The organism is Methanosarcina sediminis, assembly GCF_052056915.1.
In the GTDB taxonomy this organism is placed as follows: domain Archaea; phylum Halobacteriota; class Methanosarcinia; order Methanosarcinales; family Methanosarcinaceae; genus MTP4.
This window is the reverse complement of sequence record NZ_CP195119.1, coordinates 4066827-4084192: the sequence shown is the minus strand read 5'-3', so window position 1 is coordinate 4084192 and position 17366 is coordinate 4066827. Positions and strand designations below refer to the sequence as shown.

The following is a 17366-nucleotide window of genomic DNA, read 5'->3' as shown; positions in this document are numbered from 1 at the left end:
ACACTGAACATGTAAAGAATTCTATGGAACAAACTCCATGAAATAATCTGGAATAGAATAACGAAAAGTGGTCATGATGACGTTTACAAAAAGTAACAGATACGATTTTGATTTTGTTAAAGAAAACATGATGGGACCAAACGCAATGAAGGTTCTTGAAGAAGTGTCCGAATCCTTGAAGCTTGAGAAAGGCATGAGAATACTTGACCTTGGATGTGGGAGAGGGCTGACCTCAATATTCCTGGCAAAAGAATATGATGTTACAGTTTTTGCAACTGATCTCTGGATAAGTGCGACAGATAACTATGAGAGAATTAAGTCAATGGGACTGGAAGATAAAATAATACCAATACACGCAGAAGCCCACGATTTGCCTTTTGCAAATGAATTTTTTGATGCTGCTATCAGTATAGATGCCTATCACTATTTCGGGGTTGAAAAAGATTATTTGACAAAGTATTTTGCTCCACTCGTAAAAAAAGGAGGGCAAATCGCAGTTGCAGTTCCGGGCTTGAAGCAGGAATTTACAAATGGAGTTCCAGCAGAATTGGTGCCATACTGGTGTGATGATATGACTTTAACTCTACACTCAGGTGATTGGTGGTGTAATTTATGGAAAAACTCCGATTTGGTAAGTATTAAAGAATACAAAGAGTTAAATTGCTTAAAAGAATCCTGGCAGGATTGGCTTTTGTGTGATAACGAATATGCTCGGAGGGATATAGGAATGATGGAAGCTGAAGGTGGAAACTACTTTAATCTGGTTTCAATCATAGCTACAAAGTTATGATTCAAAATCCGGAGAGGAGCTCACGAGAGGAAAAAGAATCACTTAATCTAAAGAAGCCCCGCAAAGTGCCCCTTATAAAGCTGCAAAATAACGGGGTTTTCAATTTCACTTTCAATTTCACTTTTTTATCCTTTTCATAACAAATGTATTCAAGGGAGATTCCAGCAGACCGCCGGCAGGAAAGATATATTTCAAATGAAGTAGAAAATGAAAAAAAGCTTTCATTCAATATTCAGCGGTCCAGTATAGGATATTTTGAAAACTAACACTTAGGGAATGGTAAAAAATTAGAGGAAATGATCCTGAAAATAGAATATTTCCTCACTTCAAAAATTAAATGTTTTACTGAGCATTTATCTGGTTGATAATTCCCCTTGCTTCCGTAATCATATAATCCGCTTCAGCAGCAGAAATTCTGTTGAATTTATTCATTCTGTCAACGAGATTAATAAAAGCTTCAAGAGAGAGAACAGCTTCTGAGTCCTTACCCGTTTCAAGGAAACTTATCGATTCGTCAAGATCTCTGATAAGAGCTTTTTTCGTCCCCATGTTACTTGAGAGAGTATTTTCTACATAGGCTTTGAGATCGTTCGTTCTATCAAGAGGTGTTAGCTCAACAGCAGGAGCCAGAGTAAACATGTAGATATCCTGGTTTCCATTGCGACCATCTGTCCACACTATCCTGTTATCATATATCTCAGGATCTCCCTGATATGCCTCATTGCTGGTAACCTGAATTTCCCTGGAAGTTGAAAGATCATACATGTAGAGATCAAAGTTTCCGTCAGCGGGCCAGCTACTCCAGCTTCCTCCATTGCGACTATCCATCCAGACAATTCTGTCCCCATAGATTTTAGGGAACTTCTGGTCAGATTCATTTGCAGTTATCTGAGTTTCCGTCTGAGTGGAGAGATTGTACATGTAAATATCGTAGTTTCCATTTCGATCGTCCTGCCACACTATCCTGTCTTCATAAATAGCAGGATAACTCTGAACTGATTCATTGGTGGTAATCTGGGTTTCCATTGAAGTGGCTAAATCGTACATGTAAATATCGAAGTTTGGATATCCATTGCGATCATCCTCCCACACTATCCGGTTCCCATAAATAAAGGGATCATCGCTCATCGATTCATTTGTGGCTATCTGAGTTTCTTCGGAAGTGGAGAGATTGTACATATAGATATCATCGTTTCCATTGCGCAAATCTATCCACAATATATTATCTCCATAGATTGCAGGCCAGAATTGGTCAGATTCACTTGTGGTTATTCGGGTTTCAGTCAAAGTGAAGAAGTCGTACATATAGATATCAGAGTTCTCATTGCGAGAATCTGTCCACACTATCTTGTTGTCATAGATAGCAGAATAATCCTCCGGAAATACGTCATTTGTAGTTATCCGGGTTTCCTCGGAAGTTGAGAGATTGTACATATATATATCGTAGTTTCCGTTGCGATCATCTGTCCACACTATCGTATCACCGCAGATAGCAGGGCGAAACTGCTCTGATTCATCTGTGGTTATCTGAGTTTCTGTTCCCTGTGCCATCTCAGCGGACGCAGTTGCGCATATGAAAGGCAAAAGGAATAAAGCTACAACTATTGGGTACAGTCTATTTCTGGTTTTCATTCATTACCCCCAACCAATCTCTTGATCAGTAAATTTCAGTCATTGTTGCTGATTTTGAGACATGAATCGCAAACATGCAAAATAATGCAGCACCATTTAGAGTGGCTATAGTGAACTTAACGCAAACCTTGATACAACGCGAAATTAAATAATTCCGAAATACAGGGACAAATGACCCTATCCTGAAACAAATTTATACTCTGAAATTATGTTAGGAAGAAAGCTTTGTAACAAACCTGCTTAAATTTCACTATTTTTTGCAATTGTCGCTAGTAAAATATGGAGTGCGAATCTATATAAAATATTTGGGAGTAGGAAGAGAATCTGTTTTCATATTTAGCAGCTTCCTTTCACAGAACCTTGAAATTCAGATTCGGTCTACAGATTTTCACTTTAATTCCAAAACAGCCCAAACAGGAAAGAATCAATCTGCACCTCTGGAACAGAAAATAGAGCCTGGAGACTTATTCTCATTGTAGAAAGGTATGAGCCAGGAAGCCGCACTGCTTTAACATGCAGCAGTTCACCCGCCTAATGTAATATCCTGGTCTTGATAAAATTCCAGTGCATTATACAGGTTTTCTGGCTTAAAATCCGGCCACATTTCATCAACTACATATATGTCTGAGTATACTGTCTGGATTGGGAGCATTCCACTGAGCCTGCTTCTTCCTCCCCAGCGAATAAGTAAATCTATTCTTGGGATGTCTGCCGATGCAATGTTTTCTTCCAATTTTTTATTATCCGAAGGGTTATCAAATGCATACTTTAAATCCCAATTCCAGCCATAATTTATCAAAAAATTTATCTTTATTTTCCCCTCCCCAACTTTAGTTTTCTTTGTATATTCAAGCAGCTCTTCTGGAAAGATATCTGAATCGGTATTCCCTACTACAAGTATTTTGGCATCACGTTTAGCAATCTCTTGAACTGATTTGATACAGGCGTCTACAAAAGCTTTTCTTTGAACCTGAGGCCTTTTTGTGTTATCCTGGGTAAATCCAAAAAAAGTAACTTCATCTATTCCAGCTTTCACGCATATATCATATACTTCCAGGCCTGGAATTATTCCATATTTGTATCCTTCATGTTTTTCCAGCCTTCTAGCCAGAGCCCATCTTCTATTACCATCCGGTATTATGGCAATATGTTTTGGCAATCTCTTAAATTTCGGTATTTCCAGAAAATTACCCCCCTATCTCTTTGCTTAAAAATGTTATAAATAATCTTCATCTGGATTCGGTAGATGAATTTTATGCACAACTTCGAATACCATTTATAGCGCTTTTCCAGCATGATTCTTAAATATATAGCATAAAAAAACACTTTTTGATGTTTTGTACCTTTAATGCATTTTCATTAATGAATTTTCATTTCACCTTTAATCCGATTTCTCAAAAATCCACTTTCATTTAAATAACCTTCATTATGATGATGGTGTTTTAATCAATAATCATCATTATAATGATGATATTTACAGCTAAAATCGTCATTATAATGAAAGATATAAATACTCGCCACACAAATACTTCCTTATGAAGCAGCTCATGAAGATGTGGAACCCCTGGTGGACAGAGGGCAAAGTCCCTGAATCCAAAAAGAGGATCTCACGTCCCCGGACCCTTGAAAAGATCCTGAAGCTTCTGGACATAAGGGAGGTCGTCTGCATAACCGGGGTCAGGCGGTGCGGAAAGTCGACTTTGATGTACCAGGCAATAGACTACCTGATCGGGCAGGGAGTGGAACCTGAAAATATCCTCTACTTCAACCTTGACGAACCTTTCGAGGACAAAAGCATAGGGATACTCGACCGCATCTTTGCTGAGTATATCGAGCTACATGCGCCGAAAGGGAGAAAATACATCTTTCTGGATGAAATCCAGAACATCGAAGGCTGGGAACAGTGGGTCAAGAAGTTCTACGACCTCTACGGAGAAGAAATCAAATTCATGCTAACCGGTTCGAACAGTACCATGCTCTCTGACCAGCTTGCAACCCTCCTGACCGGGAGGATGATCACACAGCACATCTTTCCCATCTCCTTTGAAGAGTACCTGGATTTCGTGGGCTTTGAACTGAAAGACCCCGACGTCCAGGGAAACGAGGTTCTGCACCATTTCAACAAATACCTCTTCAAAGGAGGTTTTCCCGAAGTCGTCCTGGAGGAAGATTCGGACATCAACCACCTTCGGCTAACCGAATACTTCAACAGCATCCTCCTTCGGGACATAGTCGTGGGCCGGAAAATCCGGGAAAGTGCGAAACTTATCGAACTTGCGAATTATTCCCTGGCAAACGTCTCCACCCTCCTGAGCTATTCGAAAATTTCAAACGCCACAGGGCTCTCCGTAAACAGCCTCAAAGAATACCTGCTTTACCTGGAACAGGCCTACCTCATCTACCAGCTGAACTTCTTTTCCTACTCGGTTAAAGATTCGATCTCAATCAAAATGCCCAGGAAGGTCTACTGCATAGACAACGGGCTCCGGAATTCAGTAGCATTCACCTTTTCCGCCGACGAAGGGAGGCTTGCGGAAAACCTTGCCTTTATAGAGTTGAAGAGAAGAAAAGCGGAATTCTTTTACTGGAAAGAAAAAAGAGAAGTGGATTTTGTCATAAAAGGCAGGGATCAAATGCTTACAGGTATAAATTGCAGTTATACGGACCGCATAAGGGCAGGAGAAATCGATGCCCTGCTAGAATTCAAAGAGCATTTCGGGGACAGGGTTTCCAGGCTGGTCCTGCTCACGAAGAACCTCGAAAAAGAAGAAGATGGAATCAGTTATGTCCCCCTATGGAAATGGATCCTGGGAACCGAGTGACTGAAATGGCTCAAATTTCTGATACGGGCCGTTGAGCTCAAAGCTGGAAATATCAAATTTGAACTTTTTTGTCAAATGCTTTTGTCCATTACCTTTTTTGGAAAAGCCGGCATCGCAGGCTCAACCGGTGAGAGCCTGGGGATCTGCAAGCTGATTGTTCAAAGGTTGCTCCGGAAAGTGAAGCAAAGTAAACAAACCCCCAGGGGCATAAAATATGTCATGTATCGGATTACTCAAAATTTTGCCAATACCGATACTCATACTATCCAGTCAAAACTTCCTGAACGTACAGTTAAATGAATGATCTGCTACTGGTTTTATACTTTAAAAAGTATTCTGCAGCGGGAATTTCATCCGGCTGGTTTTCCTGGTTTAGCCGTCTGAAGAGGGATTGAAATCCACAAAGTAAGACTATACCCGGGACATTTATATGTCACGTATATTGCTAAACCGGATCGCGAATTTTGTTCCGTGCTCTCTTTTGAGTTCTATACAGCCATTTATCTGTTCAACAAGAATATTTACCAGCTGGAGTCCGAGGGAATCCGCATGCTGGAACTCTATATCTTCAGGGATGCCTTTTCCGTTGTCCGCTACTGTGAGCAGGTAATGGAAGCCCTTTTTATCCTCACAGGAGGGACCCGGGCCGGGACTGGCATGGTTTGCGGCAAAACTTTCATTTTTGCAGAGGTTTACGTGAATTTCGCCTCCGCTTCCGGAGGGGAAAGCGTGCTTCAGAACGTTTGAAATCAGTTCGTTTACAATAATGCCAAGAGGTATTGCAGTATCCATGCCAAGATAAACCTGCTCAAGGTCCAGCTTCAGTTTGATTTTGTCACTTCCCAATTTGTATGAACGGAAAAGGTCTGCAGTCAGCTTCCGAAGATAAGCTGCAAAATCAAGGGTATCCGTGGATTCTCCTTTGTAGAGCTCCTCATGGATGAGAGCCATTGAAAATACACGGTTCTGGCTTTCTTTGAAGGCTTCAAGCACGTCCCTGTCCCGGAAGGCTTCTGCCTGGAGGCTGAGTAGTGAGGAGATTACCTGCAGGTTATTCTTTATCCGGTGGTGGATTTCTTTTATCCGGAATTTCTCCATTTTTTCCATGGCTTCTTCAGCCATTTTGCGCTCGGTAATATCCTGAACTATTCCCTTTGCTTGAACAGGGACAGTTCCCTCATAAAAAATAATCTCTGCTTCTGTGTGGACTATGCGCTCCTCACCATTAGCCAGGATAATCCGGTAATCAACATCATAGGGTCTCCCGTTCAGGCCTTCATTAATAGCATTAAGCAGGCGTTCCAGATCTTCGGGGTGTACATAAGTTAAAAACAAATCATAAGTTACTTTGAATTCCTGCGGATTTAGTCCGAAGACACGATAAACCTCATCAGACCAGAACAATTCATCAGTTTTGATATTCCAGCTCCAGTTTCCGATATGAGCCATTCTTTGAGCTTCCGCCAGGCCTTTTTCGCTTTCTTTCAGCGACTTATAAGCCTGTTCCAGCTGCCTGGTCCGCTCTTCAACCAGTTCCTCCAGATTATCGAGGGTTTCTTTCAACCTGGCTTCCGCTTCTTTTTTATCCGTAATATCCCGGGAAATAGCAAGAACGGAGGAAACTTCCCCGTCAACAAACTCCGGCACTATTCGCGCATTAAAGTAGTATTCCTTTCCCTGGGGTGATGTATACTGGAATTCTACTGTTTCGGGTTTCCCTGTGGCAAAAACATTCCGGTGATGCCCTTCCCAGAACTTCGCAATCTCCGGATCTGCTCCCAGTTCACTATAGGTCTTCCCGATGATTTCTTCCTGAGGATAGCCAGAAATTTCCTCAACAGCAGGATTGATATACATATGGCGGCTTTGTCCATCATAACGGGCAATTAAGTCCGGAGAATTTTCAGCCAGAGTCCGGAATCGCTCTTCACTCTTCCTGAGCGCGTCCACCAGGACTTCGCGTTCCGCCAGCGATTGGGCCAGCTTGATATTGCTGTAGCTTAACTGTGAGAACATGTGGGCAAGCTTCATGAAAAAGGACATGCCTGTGTTCACAGCCTCCCTGCTCAAACGCGGAACTTTTTCAAGCGCTGCTATATATTCCTCTTCATTGAAGCCGTATTTCCTTGCCTGAGCCCGGAAAAGCTCATAGTCCAGGGGCTCTTCATCAAAAAAAAACTGGCCTGATAGGATATTACCTACGTGCTGGCCGCCCACAATGAGAGGGGTTGCTATGTCCCACATGTTATTCTTACATTTGTACAGCTTAAACTCTCCCGGGGAAACGCCCGCTGCAAGCTTTGTGTCGCTTTCTATGCAGTGTTTGCAGGCTTCGGGGTGAACCCTGTGGAATCTGGTGCAGATTTCCTGCCATCCGACGCCTACCAGAATATTGCCCTTGAGATCCCCCAGGCTCATGGGAATGTGGGCAAGCTTATAAAAATCATCCATAAGGGACTGGATCGCATGGGTATCAACGATATCGGCAAGCTCCAGGTTAGCCGTCTCTTGAGCAGGTGAAAGGATGCTCTCCGACTTCAGGCTGATGCCCTGTTCTCTCCGGCACAGCGCCTCATATGCTTGCTTTTCTGTGGCTTGAGCAGCTGTATGAGTAGCTGTTTGAGTAGTTGTTTGGGTAGCTGTTTGAGCAGCTGTATGAGTGGCTGTATGAGTGGCTGTATGAGTGGCTGTATGAGTGGCTGTATGAGTGGCTGTCTCTTCAGCCTTTTTGTGTCTGGAACTTTCCATCCGCTCCCAGTTTCCATCCCTGTTGACCAGAGCAAAATGATGGTTTGCGACCACATCGATTATCCCTGTTGCGTCGAGACTGTTGAGGAAACAGGTGCATAGGGATATCATCCGGTAATTTCTATCGCCAGGGACCGTTTTTCCCTCATTACCTATAAAATCGTTCCAATCTCTTTTGCCCGGCCGAAAAGTGTTCCCGCCCAACCTTAATCCGTTATAACCACCTGCCAGGGCCTCATTGAGTTTTTCAACCCATTTGCTTAAGGCGCTCTCCGAATCGAAAACATCTTCTTTTACATCATCAGCTTTTACGTCAGCCTCTTTTACATGCCGGTGAGTGCAGGGAATAATTTCAAGTTGTCCTTTATCCAGATAAGCATCAATATCAGGAACAGCCTTCTTCAGGGCTTCTTTTGCCTCTTCTACTTCAAGGATTTGGGGCATGACCCACATGCAAAGTTCATTATTTTCCAGCCCCGCTTTAAAATATGGAATAAGCACGTCCATTAAATCTTTTTTTGTCCGGTAGAGCTGACAGAAGTGCGTTTCCCAGGGAATATCCCCAACAACATCAATACCGGACTTTCTCAGTTTTTCTCCCATCCCACACCCGACTCCAAAGCAGCAAGGGCAATGTTGTAAGTTCATGCTTAATCATCCGGGAGCACCACCAATTCCGTGGCTCCTGAGACTCGAGAACTATTATAGATTTCTGGTGCATTAAGCATGGCATTTTCCAGAATCTCTTTTTCAGGAAAGCAGATAATTAAGCCAATCCCGGAATGTATTAAATCTTATCTTCGCATTTTTATAAAATTCAAAGTATATAGGATTTGCGCAGTTTCCTGCTTTGCAAGCAAGTTTCGGCTTTCAACTCTCCAACCGGGTAAGTCCCGTTCGAAAAAGCCGCACCCTTCCAAAAACCATAGTGATGCAATTAAGATAGGCATCCATTTAGTAGGTATCCCTATCAATTTATCCCGCCTTCAGTAAGGAGAAAAAATAAAATAGAGAAGGAAACGCTCTGCTTTTATTGTTTCGCCGGGGCTTCCAGGCACTGCTTAAAGTACTGGTTTACAACCTGCACGTACATGTCCCTCGGCATGAGTTCACGGCTAACGGTGTCAAGGGTTTCCTGCGCCATCGGCTGCCCCTTTGCAAGCTGGCGGCCTGCTTCTTTTGCGGCCTCGAAAATGTCCCCTATCGGTTCCCCCATTTCAAGCATTGCAGGCATCGCTCCCCCGTGAGGGCGCAGAAGGGCTCCTGCAAACTCGGCGGATGCATTCCTGCAAAAGGCTTTCATGTGCACAAGCATGGGATCAAAATTATCCTTTTCCCAGAAGCCGCAGTTGGAAACCAGCACGAATTTCAGGGCCTTCGGTCCCCCGCGCACGGGATGGCGGCAGTGCCCGTCGCGCAGCTCGAAAAAGGGTTCTACCCTGGGAAGCATCCTGTCAATCAGGTTCTTCATCGGACCTGTGACCCCATCCACATAAACCGGAGTGGCAAAGACTATAACGTCAGCCTCATCGATTTTGGGATACAGGATGTTCATGTCGTCATTCTGGTAACATTTACCCGGTGTCTTTAGCCAGCAGTTAAACTCCCCGGTACAGGGATTGATATTGAGCTTCCTTGTATAGAAGAGTTCTACTTCTGCCCCGGCCTCTTTCATCCCTTCAAGAAAGGGATTCAATATCAGGGCCGTGTTGCCTTTATCCATATTGGGACTGGAGTTTATTGCCAGAACTTTCATGTGTAATTTCCCCCTTTACCTCAACCACTTTCAGCAAGGGGCAGGCTGATACCTTTTCGCATCAAAGCACAATCATTCCAGGCTCCCCACATTACGGATCTCTCCTGCGGATCTGACTGAAATGAAAAAAAGCCCCCATGTAAAATATTGCATCAAAATATAAAGACGTTTTTTATATGAAAGTATCAAAATTTACATCATAAGTTCACATGTCCAAATACAATAACATGCCCCTGAATCATACGGGATTTACTTTTGTTTTCCGTTGGTGAAGGCCGGAATGTGAAAAAACTCAAACTGGCCGAGCTTGCTGTGGCCAGTATAACAGCCACCCCAGGTTGAGAATCTGATTGATTATCTAAGAACAGCTCCGATGAGAAACGATGAGAAACGATGAGGTCGAGGAGATCGACTACCGGGTTAAGAAAAAAGTATATTCCGAGCTCAGGATGTATTTAAAAAAAGTAGAAAAGAAATAAGTGTTGATGTAACCTAAGTTACACAAAGAACACTTAGTACCTGTTTTCTCTGGGTTTCCTGTGGTTAGGAAGACAGTCCCTACAGTAAACAGGTCTTTCAGGGTCAGGTTTGAAAGGTACTTCGGTTTCAACACCGCAGTCTGAACAGGTTGCCTTGTGCATTTCTCTGGGAGCGCCGAAATTATTATTTCCTCTGAAATTTCTGTCATTAAAAGCCATTTTTGTTTCACCTTTGTTTTGTTTGTTAGTTGATAGTTTAAAAATAAGATTGTATAGAACTCTTTGATAAAAACAAAAATTGGTTTTTAACAACAGCTTATTATACGTCTCTTTATTTTCAACACCCATTCATTGGGTTTAAAATATATAAATATTTCCATACAAATATGCATATACTCTTAGATTGGGAACGCTTTATATGAGCGCGAATTTGCTCATATTAAATTTAAACGTCTTATCCATGAAACATCTTATCTATAAACTTTTTTGAAAAAACCAGTCTCGCAAGCTCGATCGGTGAGGGCCCGGGGACCTGCAAGCTGATTGTTCAAAAGTTACTTCGGAGAGTGAAGCAAACTAAACAAACCCACAAAGGCATAAAATATATCGATTACCCAAAATTTTGCCGACACCGATACTTCCCTGATTAAAGAAAAAAACACCAATCATAAGACAATCGGCGCCCGGATGGGGCTGGGATAAAATAATATAGAACCACCCCTTTTTATGCTAAAAAACACCATTAAGCTCCAATAACCTGATTTTTATTATCATCAACACCGCCTGTACGCATACACCTGGAAGCAGAAAAAAATCATTATTTCCAAAAACCCCGATTTAACATGTCCGAGAAAACATCCGCAAACCACTGCCCTCCGGAAATCCTGGCCCCTGCCGGGGATTACGACGCTTTCCTTTCCGCCATTAAAGGCGGAGCCGATGCCGTTTACCTTGGGACTGGAGAATTCAACGCCCGGAGGGGCGCAAAGAACCTTAGTTCCAGGGAACTCGAAAAGGCTATCGACAAGGCTCATTCCCATGGAGTCAAAGTCTATCTCGCTTTCAACATCCCAATAAAGGAACACGAGCTCCAGCCTGCCCTTGATTTAATAGACCAGGCCTATGCCGCCAGCGTTGACGCAATCATCCTCAGGGATCCTGGACTGTTCAGGCTCCTGAAAGCAACTTTCCCGGACCTGCCCCTGCACGCCAGCACCCAGATGACAATCCACAATAAGGCAGGGGTCCGTTTTGTGGAAGAACTCGGGGCTTCAAGGGTAATTGTCTCAAGGGAACTCAGCACTGCCGAGGTCAGGGACATCGTGGACTCTTCGAAGATTGGGGTCGAGGTCTTCGTCCACGGAGCCCTTTGTTACTCCTATTCGGGCAGGTGCCTCTTCAGCAGTTTCGTAAGTGACAGGAGCGGAAACCTGGGAGCCTGTGCCCAGCCCTGCAGGTGGAAGTACGACACCCTCGTGGACGGAAAGCCACAAACCGAAATCATGGGGGGAGAATATCCCCTGAGCTGCGCCGAGCTCTGCACGCTTCCCGGCCTGGACAAAATCGTAGCAAGCGGAGTCGAAAGCCTGAAAATCGAAGGCCGGATGAAAAAGCCCGAATACGTAACAGGCAGCTCGAAAATCTACAAAGAAGCAGTCGAGCGGATCTGCAAAAGCGGGAAATACCTGAGCCCGGAAGAGCTTGCACAGAAAGAAAAGGAACTTGCAAAACTCTTCAGCCGGGGCTTTACGAAAGGCTTCATCCTCGGGGACCGGGCAGTCGCCCATCTCGAATACGGCTCGGATTACGGGGTCTACCTCGGCAAAGTCGAAAAAGTCGTCCGCTCCAAACCCTACGGCCGGATAACCCTCACCCTCCATGAAGAAATCGAAGTGAACGACGGAATCGGGATCCACACCCGGGTCAATACCAAAACCGGGATGCTCGGGTCCCTGGTAAACGGCATCATCTCGAAAAACGGAAAGCACGTGGAAAGGGCAAAGAAAGGGGAAAAAGTAACCCTTGAGATCAGTTTCAAAACGGGAGAAGTCGTCAACCCCCAGGACGAGGTGTTCCTCTCAACCGACAGGAGCTTTCTGGAAGGGTTGCAGGAGATGAAAGTAAAACCCCTGCCCGTAAACATCAGGGTCACAGCCAGGAAAGGCGAGCGGCTTAAGGTCACAGTCGAAAGCCCTGGCGAAATTCCAGGAAAAAGTTCCGGAGAAAGTCCCGTGGACTACGTGGACTCCGTGGATTTCGTGGAGTTTGAAGACGAGTACGTTGTCCAGCCAGCCCAAAAATCTCCAACCATAGAAGAGGCGATCAGGAAAGCAATGGAACAGCTCGGAGAAACCCCTTACGACGTCGGGACCATCAAGATAGAAGCCGACGAAGAAATCTTCATCCCCGTCGGAGCCCTCAAAAGCGCAAGGCGGCAGGCTCTGGAACTGCTGCTGGAAAAGTCAACGGGCATACGAAAAAAAGAGCTAAAACACCCGCAGCTTTCGGACCTTGCCCACCTGTACAAAAACGAAGCCGAAGTTTCCGGAGCAGAAGATACCCAGGCAGAAGTTTCCGGGACCGCCTCCGCAAAGCCAACAGAGTCCGAAAGTTCCACTTCCGCAAAAAACCCGCAGAGCCTGCGACTGAGTGTCGAGGTAAACAGCCCGGAAGGCCTCTTCCAGGCAGTGGAAGGGAAGGCGGATATCGTTTATATCCCAATCGAAAGCTTCCATGAGCTGAGGTCTCCTGAATACCGGAAGAGACTGAAGTTCCTGCTCAAGAAAGGGCTTGAAATCGTTTTTACCCTCCCGCTGATTGCCCATGACCGGGAAATGGAAGCTCTCACCCCCCTTTTGAGAGCTGTGAAAGAAGCCGGCTTCACTGTAGCCTGTTCCGACTTCGGGACCATACAGCTCGCAAAGGAACTGGGAATCCCCTTTGTCGCCCGGAAAGACCTGACTCCTTTTAATTCATTTACGGTCGACACCCTCAAAAAAGCCGGAGCCTACAGGGTAGGCCTTTCAAGCGAACTGAACATGAAAGAAATCAGGGCCGTTTGCGAGGCCCTCGAAGCCTGCGGAAAAACCGAAGAAATCGAGCTTACGGTCCACGGCCGGGAACTCTTGCTCATAACGGAAAACGACCTCCTCAAACCTCTCATTGACCGGAATGTCCTCAAACCCGGAAGTGAAGTGCAGCTCCTCGACCGGCAGGATAGGAGCTTCCCGGTTAAGCGCTGGGGCACCCGGACCCTTATCTACAACTCGGAAGTCCTTTCCATGCTGAAGTACATTAAGGGCCTGAAAGGGAGCGGTGCGGATGTTCTGAGGCTGGACCTCACCCTGAATGGCGAAAAGGAAATAAAGGATATCGTCAGGGCATACAGCCTGGCCCTTGAAGGCAAGAAAGGGAAACTGAAATACGCGGATGTGGAGTACAGCACAGGTCATTATTTCCATGGAATTTAAGGGGTTTTCAGGGCGCAGGCCTTCGAATATTGTTTTAACCCGGCATAGGGACCATTCAAACTATTCAGGCAAATCCCGGATTGTTTTGATAGTTTCTGATTTCTGATTTCTGATTCCAGGGAAGCGGAGAAGTTGATCGTTTAGACCTGTTCCAAAATTACCGGAATAGCTGTCTCAAACCGTTCTTGTCACCGTGCGCAGAACGGGCTTTTTCAGGACTGAAAAGAAAAAGCAAACGTTTGCTATTAAGCATACATAGCTGAAGGAATGAAATAAGAATTGAGCATATTTGGGTGCCAGGATAAGAAGCGTGAAGTTGGCAATGTAAAATTAAAACGTCTTTGTCTATGAACTTTTTCGAAAATGCCGGTTATGCAGGCACGACCGTTGAGAGTTCGGGGACCAGAAAGCCGATCGTTCCAAAGCTTCTCCGGGGGCTGGAGCAAAAAACAAGCCCTGCAGGAAATAAAATATATCGGATTACTCAGAATTTTGCCGATACCGATACACCCGGAAAAACGGATTTTATTCACTCACGATGAATCGATTCTTAACTCTTGAAACCAGAATAACCACTCATTTATAAATGAGTGGTTAGATGCTTAACCGATAGTTTATAAATAGATGGTTAGATGCTTAACCAGCCATATATAAACAAGTGGTTAGACATTTAACCAAATCGTATAACCATAATACCAGGCTTACAGCCCTATTTTTGTTGCTTATGCAACTCTTCGCAAAGAGACCTTAAATGTGAAAACGACCGGAAAAGTGCAGTTATAAAAGTGCAGTTTTTTTTCCGCACCCTCCCCAAAAAGAAGTACTGCATAAACTTTTTAACCAGAATGAATATTATATTTAGGGGGCCGGCTTCAGAACTTCTCATCGTATCCACAACAAGAATACTGGAGCTGGTTCCCAAAAAAATTGAGTTAAATAGCGTTCAATATAACAATCGATTTTGCCCTGAAACCTTTCATTATATTGAAATTTTAATAGATTTTGCGGTCTGACTTCGAAATCGATGAACTACTTATAAAACTAAGTCGAACTTTTTCCCATGCAGGAAAAGGAACTCACAGCCTATTGCGGGCTCTACTGCGCCGATTGTATCCATTTTCGAAACAGTCACAGCAAACTGGCTGAGCAGTTGAAGGACGAACTTGAAAAGGCAGATTTTCAGAGCTATGCAAGTGTAAAAAGCCCTTTTGGCTCCGAATTTCGGCACTATGATTCATTTATGGAAGTTCTGGAAGCCCTCATCCGGCATTCCTGTACGGAAGGCTGCAGGGTTGGAGGAGGGTGCAGTAAGGAGCCCTGCCCGGTTATCGCGTGCTGCCGGGAAAAAGGATATGAGGGCTGCTGGGAGTGCGGCACATTTGAGAGCTGTGAAAAATTCGATTTCCTGAAGCCCCGCTGCGGAAACGCAGTGAGTCACAACCTTAAAGAAATAAGGAAATTCGGCCTGGAAGGGTGGAGAAGGTGCCGCAGTCCTTTTTACAACTGGCAAAAATAATACTGGACACTTTCCAATCAAAATATCTGCCAAATACCAAAATCAAACACCTGTGTGGGGTTGCCATGGAGAAAACCGGAAATAACCGACCTGAAATTTTAGCCGAAAACTTGTCTGCAATAGATACTGAAAAAGGAATACTTGAATAACTCCCAGTAATCAAAGGTTGTTACATTGTCCATGGCGGAGGAAAACTCGGCACGGATTTCCTCGAGTATGCCCTGGAAAACGAATTTCCCTTCGTGCTCGTCATCGACAGCGACGAAAATGCCCCTGCTTCAAAAAAGGCAAAAGTACTGGAAAACGAGGAAGAACTCGTAAAGCTGCTCAGGTCAAAGGCGGACTCCCTGGCATCGGAAGAAGGATTTGCAAATATGTTTTAAACGTCCGGTGATAATTGTCAACCTTGTTCTTGCATTCCTGATTCTTGCCCGGAACCAGCCCCCAAGCCCCGGAAAGGTTGCTTTCGGTTTTTTGAGCTTCATGGCAGGTATATTTCCCGTGAGGAAAGGAATATTCCGCAAATGTAAACCTGGGGACATAGAAAGTTTATTATATTAATACTTTATAATCAAACTTTACATGGGGATTTTAGAAGGTCAAAAATTCAGCCTATCCGGGTAAAGGCTGTAGCTTTTGTGGATTTGCTGCTCCGGAAAGAGGCTACCGGGCAAAACTTCTAAAATATATGAAAAATGAAGGGGAAAAACATGTTCTGGAGCAAGGACGACATTGTAGGAAGATTGAGTCAGATTCCGCGCACACTTGAGGATATCTCAATAGATATCTTCAAAGGAGTTCCTTCAAAAAATGATTTCCTGCACAGGGTGAACCTTTCAAGAGAAAACTGTCCTGATGCACCGTACGTTTGCAGGAAGTTATACAAAAACGTAAACATAGAAAGGGAATTAATGCACCCCTACATGGACGGGGCCCTTTCCAATGAATTTGCTATCCGCCAGACCTCTTATCGCTTTATGCTGCCTTACGACATCCTCAGAGACGGCATCAGAAAGGAGTACCGGGTCATCCAGCCCACCGACCTGAAAGCAAGGTTCCCCATGGCTTACGAAAGGCTTCTGGAAATTAAAAATAAGTCCCTGCTTGATGCAGAGGAGCTTGATTCAGGAAGACTTGGTTCAGGGAGACTTGATTCAGGAAGACTTGATTCAGGAAGACTTGATTCGGCTGACTGCTACCAGCTTGAGGAAGAAAAGTTCCTCAGTTACACCGGCACCCCTAAAATTATCATCACCGACCACTACCGTTTCCAGGCTTCCTATGATGCAAGCGGAGACCATGTTTTTGCGGACGGGATCGGAATTGTTCTTGGCGATCCCAGCCTTTACCACTACATCACGGCAGTGCTAAACTGCTCCATATCACGAGCCTTCCCTGAAATTTGGAAACGTGAAAAATTGAGGACAGACAGCAACCTTTACCCAAAAATGCTTAAGCGATTTCCCATAGCATTCCCGAAAGACGAAAGCACCGAGATTCTTATAAGCACAATCTCCCGCTACCTGATTTACCTGAACCGGCAAAAATATATTTCAAGCGTCTGCTCCCTGGCCTGCTACCAGAAACTCATCGACTTTTACAAAAGAATTGCAGACCTTTTGATTCTGGACATCTACCTTACAAACGACCTGGACCCGAGATTCATGGAAATCCTCTCCGAAAACATTACCCCCACAGAAGAGGAGTTTGAGTACAGCAGCGATATGAGCCTCATGATTGCTATGCAGGGCATAAAGAAAAACATCCTTGATTCTCCCGATTTCCGGAAATGCAAGTTCAATAACGAGTTCACGAATATTCTGGCCACCATAAAAAACAATGGCGTGTGGTAAACAAAGTTTGTATTCCGAAATAAGATAAGTTCAGGGAAAAAAAGAGAAAGAGGGAAAAATTTCCCATTTTCAACAAGATTATTTTTCGGACAAAATCTTAGAGGCAGGATGTCGAAGGTAGGATGTCAAAGGTAGGATGTCAAAGGTAGGATGTCAAAGGCAGGATGTCAAAGGCAGGATGTCAAAGGCAGGATGTCAAAACAGAGTGAAGGGTTCCACCAGCGGCTTATTCTTCAAGCATTTATTTACAGGGATTCCGGAAAAGGCAGCCAGCTTTGCAGGAGGTGAGAGCCCCGGGAA

11 protein-coding genes are annotated in these 17366 nt (G+C 44.4%); 6 read left to right on the top strand and 5 right to left on the bottom strand.

Features of this window, described 5'->3' with window-relative positions:
- Positions 1-73 precede the first annotated feature (73 nt).
- Positions 74-790, top strand: a complete 717-nt coding sequence (locus tag ACSAZK_RS17840) for an SAM-dependent methyltransferase (RefSeq protein ID WP_440955353.1) — start codon at positions 74-76, stop codon at positions 788-790.
- Positions 791-1132: 342 nt separating this feature from the next.
- On the opposite strand, the gene ACSAZK_RS17835 is transcribed toward ACSAZK_RS17840, so the two are convergent.
- Positions 1133-2422: a hypothetical protein gene (locus ACSAZK_RS17835; RefSeq protein ID WP_440955352.1), complete on the bottom strand. Its 1290-nt coding sequence runs from the start codon at positions 2420-2422 to the stop codon at positions 1133-1135.
- 523 nt (positions 2423-2945) lie between these two features.
- Complete coding sequence (locus tag ACSAZK_RS17830) at positions 2946-3581, bottom strand: undecaprenyl diphosphate synthase family protein (RefSeq protein ID WP_440955351.1); 636 nt, start codon at positions 3579-3581, stop codon at positions 2946-2948.
- Between the two features lie 376 nt (positions 3582-3957).
- Between ACSAZK_RS17830 and ACSAZK_RS17825 the strand changes: the two genes are divergently transcribed.
- Positions 3958-5244, top strand: coding sequence for an ATP-binding protein (locus ACSAZK_RS17825; RefSeq protein ID WP_440955350.1), 1287 nt, complete (start codon positions 3958-3960; stop codon positions 5242-5244).
- A gap of 426 nt (positions 5245-5670) precedes the next feature.
- Here the strand turns inward: ACSAZK_RS17825 and ACSAZK_RS17820 are convergent, their stop codons facing one another.
- The 3 genes from ACSAZK_RS17820 to ACSAZK_RS17810 all read right to left on the bottom strand — a co-directional run bounded on the left by ACSAZK_RS17820 (position 5671) and on the right by ACSAZK_RS17810 (position 10446).
- Positions 5671-8595, bottom strand: coding sequence for a PocR ligand-binding domain-containing protein (locus ACSAZK_RS17820; RefSeq protein ID WP_440955349.1), 2925 nt, complete (start codon positions 8593-8595; stop codon positions 5671-5673).
- A 427-nt stretch (positions 8596-9022) separates the two neighbouring features.
- Positions 9023-9748: a flavodoxin family protein gene (locus tag ACSAZK_RS17815; RefSeq protein WP_440955348.1), complete on the bottom strand. Its 726-nt coding sequence runs from the start codon at positions 9746-9748 to the stop codon at positions 9023-9025.
- A 512-nt stretch (positions 9749-10260) separates the two neighbouring features.
- Positions 10261-10446 (bottom strand): CxxC-x17-CxxC domain-containing protein, encoded by a 186-nt coding sequence (locus ACSAZK_RS17810; RefSeq protein ID WP_440957062.1) that lies wholly within the window; start codon positions 10444-10446, stop codon positions 10261-10263.
- A gap of 623 nt (positions 10447-11069) precedes the next feature.
- On the opposite strand from ACSAZK_RS17810, the gene ACSAZK_RS17805 reads away from it, so the two are divergent.
- The 4 genes from ACSAZK_RS17805 to ACSAZK_RS17790 all read left to right on the top strand — a co-directional run bounded on the left by ACSAZK_RS17805 (position 11070) and on the right by ACSAZK_RS17790 (position 17066).
- The gene (locus ACSAZK_RS17805; RefSeq protein ID WP_440955347.1) at positions 11070-13697 is read left to right on the top strand and encodes a DUF3656 domain-containing U32 family peptidase; all 2628 of its coding nucleotides are present in this window, start codon (positions 11070-11072) and stop codon (positions 13695-13697) included.
- Between the two features lie 1060 nt (positions 13698-14757).
- Positions 14758-15213 (top strand): DUF3795 domain-containing protein, encoded by a 456-nt coding sequence (locus ACSAZK_RS17800; RefSeq protein WP_440955346.1) that lies wholly within the window; start codon positions 14758-14760, stop codon positions 15211-15213.
- 242 nt (positions 15214-15455) lie between these two features.
- Positions 15456-15596 carry a hypothetical protein gene (locus ACSAZK_RS17795; RefSeq protein WP_440955345.1) on the top strand — a complete coding sequence of 47 codons (141 nt, stop codon included), beginning with the start codon at positions 15456-15458 and terminating at the stop codon, positions 15594-15596.
- Positions 15597-15908: 312 nt separating this feature from the next.
- Complete coding sequence (locus ACSAZK_RS17790) at positions 15909-17066, top strand: hypothetical protein (protein WP_440955344.1); 1158 nt, start codon at positions 15909-15911, stop codon at positions 17064-17066.
- The last annotated feature ends 300 nt before the right edge of the window (positions 17067-17366 follow it).